Below are 13,264 nucleotides of genomic sequence, written 5' to 3'. Positions count from 1 at the left end.
AAACCCATCAGAGAGCTGGCCATGAACACCCTGTATCATTATCCGCTATCCCCGTTTTCGCGTAAAGTCCGACTGTGCCTTGCGGAAAAAAAGATCGAGGTCGGATTGGTCGAAGAACGATATTGGGAACAAGGCACCGATTTTTTGCGTCGCAACCCTGCAGGCAAGGTGCCGGTGCTGCGTATGGGCAACCGGATCATGTCAGAAAGCACAGCTATCTGTGAATATCTTGATGAAACATTTCCGACCCCGCCGCTGTTTCCGCGCGACCCCGAAGGCCGGTATGAGGCCCGCCGGCTGGTGGGGTGGTTTGATGACAAGTTTTATCACGAAGTCACAAGCAAACTGATTGGAGAGCGTGTTTACCGCAAGGTAATGGGCACCGGATATCCTGACAGTGCCAACGTCAAGGCGGGCGCGCGGGCCATCAAATACCATCTGGATTATATGGCCTATCTGCTGGACCAGCGCCGGTGGTTGGCCGGAAACGAAATGACGATGGCTGATTTTGCGGCCGCCGCGCAGCTGTCATGCCTTGATTACACCAGTGACGTGGACTGGAACCGGCACGAGGTGGTCAAGGATTGGTATGCAAAGATCAAATCGCGTCCGGCGTTCCGGTCATTGCTGGCGGATGAGGTGCCCGGTTTTCAGCCCTCGGCGCAATATGCTGACCTGGATTTTTAGGGGGCGCTGCCCCCGGCCCTGCGGGCCTCCCCCGAGGTATTTATGAACAAAAGAAGCATAAAGGCGCAGGTTCAGGCCTTTGCGCGACACGCAGGCTTTGCCAAGGTTGGGGTGTGTCGCCCCGATGCGGTGCCGGAAATGGCGGATCGGTTGGCAGCTTTTGTGGCGGCGGGGATGCACGGGCAGATGGATTGGATGGCCGAACGGACGGGCTGGCGGGGTGATCCAACAGCCTTGTGGCCTGACGCGCGATCCGTGATCATGCTGGCAGAAACATATACGCCGGATCATGACCCATTGGCGGTTTTGGCACAAAAGGATCGGGCCGCGATCAGCGTTTATGCGCAGGGCCGCGATTATCATGATGTCGTCAAAAAGCGGCTTAAGCATGTCGGGCGCTGGCTGGTCGAACAAACCGGCGCCGAGATCAAGGTTTTTGTCGATACGGCGCCCGTCATGGAAAAACCGCTGGCACAGGCGGCGGGATTGGGATGGCAGGGCAAGCACACCAACCTGCTGGGCCGCGATCTGGGGTCGTGGTTTTTTCTGGGCGCGATTTTCACCACGCTGGAGCTGGAACCGGATGATGCCGAGGTCAGCCATTGCGGGTCTTGCACGGCATGTCTGGATGTCTGTCCGACAAATGCCTTTCCTGCGCCCTACCAACTGGATGCGCGGCGCTGCATTTCCTATCTGACAATCGAACACAAAGGTCCGGTAGACTTGGAACTGCGAGCGTTGATGGGCAACCGTATTTATGGCTGCGACGATTGTCTGGCGGTTTGTCCATGGAATAAATTTGCGGTGACTGCACGTGATGCGCGCTATGCCGCGCGAAACGATTTGCTTGCCCCGCCTTTGGCGGATTTGGCGGGATTGGATGATGCCGCATTTCGTGCCCGGTTTTCCGGGTCACCGATCAAGCGGATCGGGCGCGACCGTTTTGTGCGCAACGTGGTTTATGCCATCGGCAATTCAGGGAATTGTGCGTTGATCAAAGCTGTTTCACCTTTGCTTGAGGACCTGGATCCGGCGGTGGCGGACGCGGCGCGCTGGGCTATCTCCCGGTTAAAGGAGGTAAATAAATGATCCGTATCCTTGCTGTGATAATGGTTCCGTCACTGGTATGGGCCGAGGTGCCACAGGGACCGCCCAATGCCGGTTTTGCACCCGCATTTGTAGAACAGACGCGCGCGCCTGCTATGGCGCAGACCCCTGTGACTGTGTCAGTCTTTGCCGCAGGGTTGGAAAACCCTTGGGGGATTGCGCCTATGCCCGACGGACAGTTTCTGGTCACGGAACGCCCGGGCCGTATGCGCGTTATCCATGCAGATGGCAGCCTGAGCGCCCCGATAATGGGTTTGCCTGAGGTGTTTGATAACGGGCAAGGTGGATTGCTGGATGTGGCTGTGTCGCCATCTTTTGCGCAGGATCGCACGGTCTTTTGGACCTATGCCAAACCTCTGCGCGGTGGGGCTGCCACGGCGGCAGCGCGTGGTACTTTGGGGCCGGATGGCCATTTGCGCGACGTGCAGGATATTTTTGTGCAGGATCCGCCGGTGCGCGGTGGGCGGCATTTTGGCAGCCGCATCATTCCAATGGATGATGGCGCCGTCTGGATCAGCACGGGTGACAGGGGGGCGGGCGATAGCGGGACATTGGTGCAGGATATCGCGACGACGCATGGTAAGGTGATCCGTGTCCGTGCGGATGGCACAGCACCGGCTGATAACCCGTTTGTCGGGCGGGATGGCATTGATCAGATCTGGTCGCTGGGGCATCGCAATATTCAGGGGGCCGCGATTGGCCCTGATGGTGCGCTTTGGATCGTTGAACATGGCCCGCGCGGCGGGGACGAGCTGAACCAGCCCGTAGCAGGTGGGAATTACGGCTGGCCGTTGGTTAGCTATGGCATCAATTATCGTGGGTCCGACGTGGGTGCGGGGCAAGCGCGCGCGCCGGAATTTGAAGAACCGGTGTATTACTGGGATCCGGTGATCGCCCCGGGGGGCATGGCGTTTTATGATGGTGATTATGCGTCGTGGCACGGGGATCTGTTGATCGGGTCGCTGAACCCCGGTGCGCTTGTTCGGCTGAAATTGGCCAACGGGCGCATCGTGGGCGAAGAGCGGTTACTGACCGATGTTGGCAGGGTGCGTGACGTTGCCGTTTTGCCTGACGGATCTGTGCTGGTGCTGATTGATTCAGGCCGTGGCGAGGTTTTGCGGGTGACGCCCGGTTAACATATCAGGCGGCACTGCGGCGTGCGGTTGCGAATGACACCAACCGCCGCGATTTTGCATCCCACAGGTCAAGGCTGGCGCATTTAAAGCTTTGGATCAGGGTCATGCGGCTACATTCGACAAGCTCTTGATGGTCGCGCAGCACCTCGGGTAGCCGATAGAACGGGATACGGGCATAAAGGTGATGCACATGGTGGATGCCGATATTGGCGGAAAACCAGCGCAGGATAGGTGGTAGGTCATAGTGCGAACTGCCGTGCAGTGCGGCGTCGTGCAACTGCCAGTCCGGGGCTTGTTCCCAATGGGTCGTTTCGAATTGGTGCTGGACATAGAAAAGCCAGACCCCGATCGAAGCCGCGATCAACGTTGTTGGTAAAAATACAAGAAACAGCGCCTGCCAGCCCCCGAGCCAGACAATCATGGCCAGGATGATGGCGATGGCGGCATTGGTGCCCATCGCGCTGATCCAGTATTTGTGCCCTTGTTTCATCAGCCCCGTTGGCAGGCGGTTTTGCAAGAAGAACAGATAGGTCGGCCCCAGCCCGAACATCACCAGCGGATGCCGGTAAGCGCGGTAAAGAAAACGGCCAAACGGCGTCTTTTGATGATATTCCTCGACAGTGAGGGTCATCACATCACCGATACCGCGTTTGTCGAGGTCACCCGCATGGCTATGGTGGATCGAATGGGTGCGCCGCCAGACATCATAAGGGGTCAGTGTGACAACGCCCAATCCCCGCCCGATCCAATCGCTGACGGTGCGGTTGCCGAAAAACGAGCCATGCCCGCAATCATGCTGGATACAGAACAGTCGCAGCAGGAAAAGCCCGTTCAACGCAGACATCAGAAACGCGCCAAGGTAACTGTATTGCGCAATCCAGCAGGCCAGCACCCATAGCACCACAAAGGGCACAAGGCTGACACCTAATTCAAAGCTGCTTCGAAGATTGCTTGGTTCGCGATATTTTGCCAGAACCTGCACCCAGTCGCGGGGTGACATGTTTGACGGCTCTTGGGTATTTTCGTTCATACACTTCTTCTTGCTCGATTTTGTCTACCCGACACGTTCGCGCTGGAAGTCGCAAGCGAAAAAGGTTTCACTGCACCAGCTTTATCGTCGCACCCGCCTGAACAAAGGAAAAAAATGCAACCGTTGCGCGGCATCCTGTTCAAGGTCATGTCTGTTTGCATGTTCATGGCGATGGCCAGCCTGATCAAGGCTGCGTCCGATGTGGTGCCACCGGGGCAGGCGGTGTTCTTTCGATCGTTTTTCGCATTGCCGGTGATCCTGGGTTGGCTGGCCATTCGGGGCGAATTGCGCCACGGCTGGAAAGTGCACAACCCGATGGGTCATGTCTGGCGTGGGTTGGTGGGCACCTGCGCAATGGGGTTGGGGTTTGCCGGCCTTGGCCTGTTGCCGCTACCCGAAGTGACGGCCATCGGCTATGCAGCGCCGCTGCTGGTTGTGGTTTTTGCGGCGATGTTCCTGAACGAGAACGTGCGGGCCTTTCGTCTGGGGGCCGTCGCGCTGGGCATGGTGGGGGTGCTGATTGTGTTGTCGCCACGGTTGTCGGTGGGGGCATCGCTCGATTCATCTGAAACCCTGGGGGCGGTTGTCGTTCTGATGGGCGCGGTTTTGGCGGCGCTTGCGCAGGTTTTTGTGCGCAAACTGGTCGCGACCGAAACAACAGCCGCAATCGTGTTCTGGTTTACGGTCACGTCGTCTTTGTTGTCTTTGTTGACACTGCCATGGGGTTGGGCGGTGCCATCATGGCAAATGGCCGCGCTGCTGATCATGGCCGGGTTGGCAGGGGGCGTCGGGCAGATTTTCCTGACCTCCAGCTATCGTTTCGCCGATGCGTCATTGGTGGCGCCGTTTGATTATTCTTCTATGATCCTGGCGCTGATCATCGGGTATTTCGTCTTTGACGAGGTGCCGACCCGCACCATGCTGGTTGGTGCGGGGATTGTAATTGCCGCAGGGGTTCTGATCATCTGGCGCGAACGCCAGTTGGGTTTGCAGCGTGCCCAGCAACGCAAGGCAACAGGTGGAACAGGGTCTTAGGACCGGCGTGTGCGAAAGCTGAACAGCCCAATGGCCTTGCGGGCTTTGGCAATCTGGCGCGGCAGGCCTGGGGGATCATCTGGCACGCGCAGTTGCAGTGCAGCATAGATCGGCCAGAGATGAATGGCGTCATCGGGCGACAAATAGGGCGGAAGGGCAATGGGTTTGCCGCCCCAAGGGTCCAAAAACCGGGCCGGAATTGCAAAAGGCAGCGACCCACGCGGCCGCGCCATTGATTTTTGATTGAGCCCGGCGACGGTGCGCGGATGAACATCGCGCAGTTCCAGTTGCAGTTTGTGGGTGCGGTAATAACCTTTGTCCCAGTTGATCAGAACTTGGGCAAAGGTCTGGCCGGGTGCCGGGTGCGGCGGCAACGGGCGCGGGTCATCCAGATAATGGGCAGGATCACTGTGATAGAATGCATGTGCTGCGACAGCAAAATCACATTCTGTCTGGTTCAGCATCCAAAAGACCAATTCGTCATGGACGCGCGGTTTGGCACGACGAATCGTGTCAAGCCAAAGGTCTTGGGGTGCGGATTTCAGGATACGTAATAACGTCGACATCGATGACGCAGGCGAATCCTGATACGCACGCGGCGTTTCGGCGGTTGGATGGGACATAAAAACAAACACTCGTTAAACAAAGGTAATCACACAGTCACATGCCAGAGATCAAACCTTAATCTAAAAAACACTTCAAAGTTGATGCCGGACAATCATCAAATATCGGTGATTTGTGGCATTGTGTGGGCGTATACAGGCCATTTTTCAGAAAAAGTTCGTGCGCATTGTGCTATGATGACAGACCGAAAGGGAGGAAGATATGCATATTCAAAAGCATAAACTGGATCGGGCCACCTTGCCGCGTGACAGTGCGCCGGGTTGGATGTTTGCGATCAAACTGAGTGCCATGCCCAGCAAGGCCAGTGTCGCGTTACAGCGACGTCCGCGCATGCGCACGCAGGCACCCCGCGTCATGCATTTCCTGCGGTTGGCGCATCAATAAAATTGCGCCATGATTGGCTGGCCCGGCCATTTTGGGGCTGGTGAATGGCGTCTGACGAATCGCTTGCCAGTTTAAGGCGATACCCGTCCGATCAATCGGACGGGTATTCTGTATCAGGACCGCACCAGTTTTTCGTATTCGGCCGAAATATCTTTTGTCATCTGGCCGACTTCGAAATGATAGTCGCCGATCTGGCCCACTGGTGTCACTTCGGCGGCGGTGCCGGTCAGCCAGCATTGCTGGAAACCTTCCAGTTCATCGGGCATGATCACGCGTTCATGGACCTTTATATCATGCGCTTGCAGCATCCCGATAACCGTTTGCCGGGTCAGCCCGTTCAAGAATGCATCTGGCTTTGGCGTATGCACTTCGCCGTCCTTGACGAAAAAGATATTGGCACCTGTCGCTTCAGCCACATATCCGCGATAGTCAAACATCATGGCGTCTGAACATCCCTTTGCTTCGGCGGCGTGTTTGGACATTGTGGCAATCATGTAAAGGCCCGCCGCCTTGGCCTGTGACGGGGCCGTTTCAGGGCTTGGGCGCTTCCATTTGGCGATGTCCAGCTTGGCGCCGCGCGTTTTTGCGTCGCCGTAGTAATTGCCCCATTCCCATACGGCGACAGCCAGATGCACCGGGTTGCGTGCAGCCGCAACGCCCATGTCTTCGCCGGAACCACGCCATGCCAGGGGGCGCACATAGGCATCTTTCAGACCATTCGCTTCAAGAGCGGCGGTTTTGGCGGCTTCGATTTCATCGACGGTATAGGGGATGTCAAAATCGATCAGCTTGCCTGACTGGATCAGCCGTTCGGAATGAGCGCGTGATTTAAAGATCTTACCGTTGTAGCACCGCTCGCCCTCGAATACGGAAGACGCATAGTGCATTGCATGGGTCAGGATATGGACCTTGGCGCTACGCCAATCGATCAATTGGCCATCCATCCAGATTTTGCCGTCTCTGTCGTCGTATGCACCAGCCATCGTGTTCCTCTCTGGATTTGCATTTATTACGCGTTATGGTCAAAAGTAGACATAATATTGCGTATCTGAGGTAAATCGCTAACAGTTGATTCTTGGAATGTCAATAAAGCTGACTTATTGTCATGGCAGAATTGAAGGAGACACCTGATGGCCGAAGGTTTGCAGCCGCAGATGGGGCAAAGCCTGCTGTTTTTGACAGATGAACAGTTGCGCAAAGGGATCGAGGCGATGTTTTTCGCCTATCGCGGGTTTACCGCCGATCCTGATCGGATCCTTGCCGAACAGGGCTATGGACGCGCGCATCACCGTGCACTGCACTTTATCCACCGCAGCCCGGGAACGACTGTGAACAATCTCTTGTCAATTCTTGGCGTTACAAAGCAATCGCTGAATCGTGTCTTGCGCGCATTGATCGAAGACGATTTGGTAACAAGCACCGTTGGGAAGCAGGACAAGCGTGAGCGGCTTTTGCATCTGACCCCAAAAGGTGCTGCGCTGGAACGCGAGCTGTCCAATGCACAGCGTGACCGGATGCGCAGCGCTTACCGCGCCGCTGGCCCCGCAGCGGTGGCCGGTTTCCGGCAGGTGTTGGAGGCGATGATGGACGACGAAACACGCCGTCAATACGAAGCGATGAAGGACAAACCGGAATGAGCGCAGATGATGCCCACCTGTTGATCGTAGATGATGATGAACGCATTCGCGGCCTGCTGCAAAAGTTTCTGATCCGCAGCGGATTTCTGGTAAGCACAGCACGTGATGCCGCCCATGCCAGGCGGGTTTTGTCGGGGCTGGAATTTGATCTGATCGTGCTGGACGTGATGATGCCGGGCGAAGACGGTATCGCGCTGTGCCGCGACCTGCGCCAGACCATTACAACCCCGATCATGTTGTTGACCGCCAAGGGCGAAACCGGTGACCGCATTTCAGGGCTGGAAGCCGGCGCGGACGATTACTTGTCAAAGCCCTTCGAGCCGAAGGAATTGTTGTTACGCATCAACGCAATCCTGCGCCGGATGCCTGCTGCTGAACCCGTGGTCATCGCACCCAAAGTGCTGAACCTTGGCCCCATCCGCTATGATATTGCACGCGGTGAAATGTGGCAGGGCGATGAAATTATTCGGCTGACAGCCACCGAAAGCCATTTGATGCGTATTTTCTCTGGCCGCCCAGGAGAACCTGTCACCCGCGCACTTCTGGTCGAGGAGTTGAGCCGTTCAGGCGAGCAAACGCAGGAACGTGCGGTGGATGTGCAGATTACCCGACTGCGACGCAAGATCGAAACAGACCCAAAGCAACCGCGCTATTTGCAAACGGTTCGCGGTGCGGGGTATATGCTGGCCCCTGAATGATTGGTGCGCCTGCCTCCGGCGGGGATATTCATGCTCGGAAGAAGCGGGGCATTTGGAATGACAGGGGGATGTCCGGCGATGACGACGGCATTGGTGACGCATAAAGATTGTCTGAACCACGTCACGCCGCCCGGTCATCCTGAACAGGTGGCCCGGCTTGATGCGGTTCTGGGTGCGCTTGAAGGGTTGGACCTGCTGCGCGTCAAGGCACCGTTGGCCGCCGATGACGATATTCTGCGTTGCCATCCAAGGGCGCATCTGGCCGCGATCCGTTCGGCGGCCCCAGCATTGGGCTGGCGGTCTTTGGATGCGGACACGCATATGTCAGTTGGCACATTGCAAGCGGCGTTTCGCGCTGTTGGTGGCATGGTGCGCGCGGTTGATATGGTGTTGGGTGGCGAAGCGGCCAATGCCTTTGCCGCCGTCCGCCCGCCTGGACACCATGCAGAACGCGAAACGGCGATGGGGTTTTGTTTCTTTGGCAATGTGGCCATCGGGGCGAAACATGCGCTAGACCATCACGGGCTGAAACGGGTCGCGATCGTTGATTTCGACGTGCATCACGGCAACGGCACGCAGGATCAGGTTGAAGACGACCCGCGCATCCTGTTTTGTTCGACGCATCAGTCGCCGTTGTATCCCGGCACGGGGGCGGCGGATGAAACCGGCGTGGGTAATGTGCTGAACGTGCCCCTGCCCGCAGGCACCGGATCAAAGGTGTTTCGCGATGTGATGAAACGGTTGGTTTTGCCCCGTGTCGATGATTTCGCGCCGCAGCTTTTGCTGATTTCCGCCGGGTTCGATGCGCATCGCGATGATCCTTTGGCAAGCATGAACCTGACGCCTGATGATTTTGCATGGGTGACTGGAAAACTTTGTGATCTGGCAGATATCCATTGTCAGGGCCGCGTTGTGTCCGCGCTGGAAGGTGGTTATGACCTTGGGGCGCTGGGCGCCTCTGCGGCGGCGCATGTGAAAGTTCTGGAGGAAAGAGGCCGATGAGCGACGTTGATGAAATGAGCTTTGAAGACGCCATGAAGGAATTGGAGGCGGTGGTCGGCCAGTTGGAGCGGGGTGATGTCGCGCTGGAAGAAAGTATCGCGCTTTATGAACGGGGCGCTGCATTGAAAGCGCGCTGTGCAGCGAAGTTGAAAGAGGCCGAGGAAAAGGTCGCCAAGATCACATTGGGCGAGAATGGTGAACCCAAAGGAACGGCCCCGCTTGATGCGTGATACGCTAGGCCTTGGGCTGCAACAGTCATTGGCGCAAGCATCGCAAGTGGCCGAAGCGCGCATCGGTTTTGCATTAAGCGGGCTGGACGGTATTGTTCCCGAGGCAATGCTTTATGCGGTTGCCGGGGGCAAGGGTTTGCGGGCCTTTTTGGCGCTTGAAACAGCGCGACTGCATGGTATCAGCCCGGTGGCGGCTGCGGGCGCGGCGGCAGCGATCGAATGTATTCACGCCTATTCGCTGATCCATGATGATCTGCCATGCATGGATGACGATGATCTGCGGCGCGGGCGGCCGACCGTTCATGTAAAGTGGGATCAGGCGACCGCCGTTCTGGCCGGTGATGGATTGCAGGCCCTGGCGTTTGAATTGCTGACGCAGGTAGAATGTGCCGATCGCGCCAAGCTGCATCTGGTCATGACGCTGGCCCATGCAGCGGGCGTGCGTGGCATGGTCGGTGGGCAGGCGTCTGATATTGCGGCGGAAACGGCGGATGCCCCGCTGAGCCTTGAGCAGATCATCGCATTACAGGCGGGCAAGACCGGCGCGCTGATTTCTTGGTCGGCGCTGGTTGGGCCGCACATGGCAGACGCGGCGCGCGAACCCATGGCCATTTATGGGCGCGCGCTGGGTCTGGCGTTTCAGATTTGGGATGACGTGCTGGATGTGACCGGCGATGCCACTGCTGTGGGCAAGGCCGTGGGCAAGGATGCGGCGGCGGGCAAGGCAACGTTCGTGTCGCTGCTGGGCCTTGACGGGGCGAAAAGTCGCGCGGCAGAACTGGTGCAAGAGGCCTGCGATGCGCTATCTGTCTATGGTGACGACGCAGAAACAATGAAAGACGCCGCGCGCTTTGTGATTGCGCGGACATACTAAGAAGGCCGCAGGAGATGGACCAATCCAAGACACCCACCCTTGACCGGGTTCATACACCTGCGGACATGAAAGCGATGTCAGATGACGAGTTGCGCCATCTGGCCGACGATCTGCGCACCGAAACCATTGCGGCGGTGTCTGAAACCGGCGGGCATCTGGGGGCGGGGCTGGGTGTTGTCGAACTGACCGTGGCGCTGCACGCCGTATTTGATGCGCCCAAGGACAAGATCATCTGGGATGTGTCGCACCAGTGTTATCCGCACAAAATCCTGACCGGCAGGCGCGACCGTATCCGCACCCTGCGCATGGAAGGGGGGCTGAGCGGGTTCACCAAACGATCCGAAAGCCCCTATGACCCATTCGGCGCGGCCCATTCCAGCACGTCTATTTCGGCAGCACTCGGCTTTGTTGTGGCGCGCGATCTTGGTGCGGGGGGTGGCGATGCGATTGCCGTGATCGGTGATGGTGCGATGTCGGCCGGCATGGCTTACGAGGCGATGAACAACGCGGGTCATCTGGGCAAGCGGCTGATCGTGATCCTGAACGACAATGAAATGTCGATTGCCCCGCCAACCGGTGCGATGTCGGCCTATTTGTCGCGGCTATATGCCGGCGCACCTTTTCAGGAATTCAAGGCGGCGGCCAAGGGCGCGGTGTCGCTGCTGCCGCCCCCGTTCCGCGAAGGCGCAAAGCGCGCCAAGGATATGCTGAAACACATGACCGTGGGCGGGACCATGTTCGAGGAACTGGGCTTTTCCTATGTCGGGCCAATTGACGGGCATGACATGGACCAGCTTTTGTCGGTGTTGCGCACTGTCAAGGCCCGCGCCGATGGCCCCATTTTGATTCATGCAATCACGAAAAAGGGCAAAGGCTATGGCCCCGCCGAGGGTGCGCGCGACAAGGGGCATGCCACGGCCAAGTTTGATGTTGTCACTGGCAAACAGAAAAAAACACCCAGCAATGCGCCGTCTTACACAGCTGTCTTTGCCGAGGCTTTGATCAAACATGCCGCTGACGATCCGAAAATCGTGGCGGTCACAGCGGCCATGCCGGACGGCACCGGGCTGGATAAATTCATGGCGCGCTATGCCAGCCGCTGTTTTGACGTAGGTATTGCAGAACAGCACGCGGTAACGTTTAGCGCGGGCATGGCGGCGGGCGGGCTGCGCCCGTTTTGCGCGCTGTATTCAACATTTCTGCAACGCGGTTACGATCAGGTTGTGCATGATGTGGCAATACAGCGTCTGCCCGTGCGTTTCGCGATTGACCGCGCAGGGCTGGTGGGGGCCGATGGGGCGACCCACGCGGGGTCTTTTGACGTGGCTTTTCTTTCAAATCTGCCCGGTTTCGTCGTCATGGCTGCCGCGGACGAGGCGGAACTGGTGCGCATGGTTGCCACGGCAGCGGCGCATGACGAGGGACCGATTGCGTTTCGCTTTCCCCGCGGGGAAGGCGTGGGTGTCGAAATTCCCGAAGATGCGCAGCCGCTGGAAATTGGTAAGGGCCGGATGATCCGCGAAGGCGCGCGCGTGGCGATCCTGTCGTTTGGCACCCGCTTGGCCGAGGTGCTGGCCGCCTGCGAGACGCTGGGCGCAAAGGGGATCAAACCAACCGTGGCCGATGCCCGTTTCGCAAAACCGCTGGACCGCGACATGATACTGCAGCTGGCCGCCGATCACGAGGCGCTGATCACGATAGAAGAAGGCGCTGTGGGTGGGTTCGGGTCACATGTGGCGCAACTGCTGGCCGACGAAGGCGTGTTCGATCACGGGCTGAAATTCCGCTCTATGGTGCTGCCCGATACGTTTATTGATCAGGCTAGCCCCAAGGCGATGTATGACGTGGCGGGGATGAATGCAGAGCATATCGAGGCGAAAGTGCTGGATGTGCTGGGGATTGCGCAGATTGGCACAAAAACGGCCTAGCGCCCGCCTTTTGCCCTCTCATCCAACCGCTTCTCGATCGCAGCCAGTTTCGCCAGCACCTCGTCGCGATAGGCGTCGGTGGCGATGTTGCTTTCTTCGGCGTGGGCGTCCTGCATGGAATTGACGATCAGACCGACCAGTAGGTTCACCACCGCGAAGGTCGTCATCATGATGAAGGGGATGAAAAACGCCCAGGCGTAGGGGTAAACTTCCATCACGGGGCGGACGATACCCATTGACCAGCTTTCGAGCGTCATGATCTGGAACAGCGAATAGCCCGATGCCCCCAAGGTGCCGAACCATTCGGGGAAGGTGTCGCCAAACAGTTTGGTCGCCATGACCGCGCCGATGTAGAACACGATCCCCATCAGCAGAAACACCGACCCCATGCCGGGCAGGGCGGTCACGAAACCTTCGACCACGCGTCGTAGGGATGGCACCACGGAAATCACGCGCAGCACCCGCAGGATACGCAGTGCGCGCAGCACGGACAAACCGCCATTGCCGGGGACCAGCGCAACACCCACGATAACGAAATCGAAAATGTTCCAGCCGCGGCGGAAAAACTGGCCGCCTTGGGCAAACATCTTGGCGGCCAGTTCGGTCACGAAAATCGCAAGGCACAACCGATCAAGAAAGATGATCAATGCGCCAGCGCGCGACATGATGCTTTGCGATGTTTCCATGCCCAGAATAATCGCGTTGAAAACGATGACCCCTATGATGAAATTGCGGGTCCATGCCGTTTCGAGAATCCGGTTGGTTTTCTGGCGAAGTGTCATGTTGCGGCCCTGTGTTTCCATGCCCCGCGATATGAGGCGTTTGGCGCGTGGCGGCAAGGGGCGTTGCCGCAGCGAGGTTGGTCTTTACCTTAACGGTTGCTTGTCTGCAT

The 13,264-nt window shown here is 58.0% G+C and carries 15 protein-coding genes; 11 read left to right on the top strand and 4 right to left on the bottom strand.

The window, feature by feature from the left end; genetic code table 11:
* The first annotated feature begins 21 nt into the window (after positions 1–21).
* The 3 genes from IBX59_RS03860 to IBX59_RS03850 are packed head-to-tail and all read left to right on the top strand — an operon-like array spanning position 22 to position 2,930.
* The gene (locus IBX59_RS03860) at positions 22–687 is read left to right on the top strand and encodes a glutathione S-transferase family protein (RefSeq protein WP_296372600.1); all 666 of its coding nucleotides are present in this window, start codon (positions 22–24) and stop codon (positions 685–687) included.
* 42 nt (positions 688–729) lie between these two features.
* On the top strand, positions 730–1,776 hold the full coding sequence (queG, locus tag IBX59_RS03855) for a tRNA epoxyqueuosine(34) reductase QueG (RefSeq protein ID WP_296372598.1): 1,047 nt from the start codon (positions 730–732) through the stop codon (positions 1,774–1,776).
* A complete protein-coding gene (locus IBX59_RS03850) occupies positions 1,773–2,930 on the top strand; it encodes a PQQ-dependent sugar dehydrogenase (protein ID WP_296372597.1) in 1,158 nt (385 codons plus the stop codon). The genes queG and IBX59_RS03850 overlap by 4 nt, the downstream gene beginning before the upstream one ends.
* A gap of 4 nt (positions 2,931–2,934) precedes the next feature.
* Here IBX59_RS03850 and IBX59_RS03845 read toward each other — a convergent pair whose 3' ends face one another.
* Entirely contained in the window at positions 2,935–3,960 is a 1,026-nt protein-coding gene (locus IBX59_RS03845; protein ID WP_296372595.1) for a fatty acid desaturase, read from the bottom strand.
* Positions 3,961–4,074: 114 nt separating this feature from the next.
* On the opposite strand from IBX59_RS03845, the gene IBX59_RS03840 reads away from it, so the two are divergent.
* A complete protein-coding gene (locus IBX59_RS03840; protein WP_296372593.1) occupies positions 4,075–4,995 on the top strand; it encodes a DMT family transporter in 921 nt (306 codons plus the stop codon).
* Here the strand turns inward: IBX59_RS03840 and IBX59_RS03835 are convergent.
* The gene (locus IBX59_RS03835) at positions 4,992–5,561 is read right to left on the bottom strand and encodes a hypothetical protein (protein WP_296372591.1); all 570 of its coding nucleotides are present in this window, start codon (positions 5,559–5,561) and stop codon (positions 4,992–4,994) included. The two genes, IBX59_RS03840 and IBX59_RS03835, sit on opposite strands and share 4 nt — an antisense overlap.
* 259 nt (positions 5,562–5,820) lie before the next feature.
* On the opposite strand from IBX59_RS03835, the gene IBX59_RS03830 reads away from it, so the two are divergent.
* Entirely contained in the window at positions 5,821–6,003 is a 183-nt protein-coding gene (locus tag IBX59_RS03830) for a hypothetical protein (protein ID WP_296372589.1), read from the top strand.
* 113 nt (positions 6,004–6,116) lie between these two features.
* Here the strand turns inward: IBX59_RS03830 and IBX59_RS03825 are convergent, their stop codons facing one another.
* Positions 6,117–6,986 (bottom strand): branched-chain amino acid aminotransferase, encoded by an 870-nt coding sequence (locus tag IBX59_RS03825; protein WP_296372588.1) that lies wholly within the window; start codon positions 6,984–6,986, stop codon positions 6,117–6,119.
* Between the two features lie 147 nt (positions 6,987–7,133).
* Here IBX59_RS03825 and IBX59_RS03820 point away from each other — a divergent pair, with 147 nt between their 5' ends.
* From IBX59_RS03820 to dxs, 6 genes are all read left to right on the top strand, one after another.
* On the top strand, positions 7,134–7,640 hold the full coding sequence (locus IBX59_RS03820) for a MarR family transcriptional regulator (protein WP_296372586.1): 507 nt from the start codon (positions 7,134–7,136) through the stop codon (positions 7,638–7,640).
* Positions 7,637–8,338: a response regulator gene (locus IBX59_RS03815; protein WP_296372584.1), complete on the top strand. Its 702-nt coding sequence runs from the start codon at positions 7,637–7,639 to the stop codon at positions 8,336–8,338. The genes IBX59_RS03820 and IBX59_RS03815 overlap by 4 nt, the downstream gene beginning before the upstream one ends.
* 78 nt (positions 8,339–8,416) lie before the next feature.
* Positions 8,417–9,340 carry a histone deacetylase family protein gene (locus tag IBX59_RS03810; RefSeq protein WP_296372581.1) on the top strand — a complete coding sequence of 308 codons (924 nt, stop codon included), beginning with the start codon at positions 8,417–8,419 and terminating at the stop codon, positions 9,338–9,340.
* The gene (locus IBX59_RS03805) at positions 9,337–9,570 is read left to right on the top strand and encodes an exodeoxyribonuclease VII small subunit (protein ID WP_296372579.1); all 234 of its coding nucleotides are present in this window, start codon (positions 9,337–9,339) and stop codon (positions 9,568–9,570) included. The genes IBX59_RS03810 and IBX59_RS03805 overlap by 4 nt, the downstream gene beginning before the upstream one ends.
* On the top strand, positions 9,563–10,444 hold the full coding sequence (locus IBX59_RS03800) for a polyprenyl synthetase family protein (RefSeq protein WP_296372577.1): 882 nt from the start codon (positions 9,563–9,565) through the stop codon (positions 10,442–10,444). The genes IBX59_RS03805 and IBX59_RS03800 overlap by 8 nt, the downstream gene beginning before the upstream one ends.
* 14 nt (positions 10,445–10,458) lie before the next feature.
* Entirely contained in the window at positions 10,459–12,372 is a 1,914-nt protein-coding gene (gene dxs / locus IBX59_RS03795; protein ID WP_296372575.1) for a 1-deoxy-D-xylulose-5-phosphate synthase, read from the top strand.
* On the opposite strand, the gene IBX59_RS03790 is transcribed toward dxs, so the two are convergent.
* Positions 12,369–13,154, bottom strand: coding sequence for an ion transporter (locus IBX59_RS03790; RefSeq protein ID WP_296372573.1), 786 nt, complete (start codon positions 13,152–13,154; stop codon positions 12,369–12,371). The genes dxs and IBX59_RS03790 overlap by 4 nt on opposite strands.
* Positions 13,155–13,264 lie beyond the last annotated feature (110 nt).

Source organism: Yoonia sp. (assembly GCF_014859355.1).
In the GTDB taxonomy this organism is placed as follows: Bacteria; Pseudomonadota; Alphaproteobacteria; order Rhodobacterales; family Rhodobacteraceae; genus Yoonia.
Note: the sequence above shows the minus strand (reverse complement) of the source record. Positions and strands in the feature narration are given on the sequence as shown.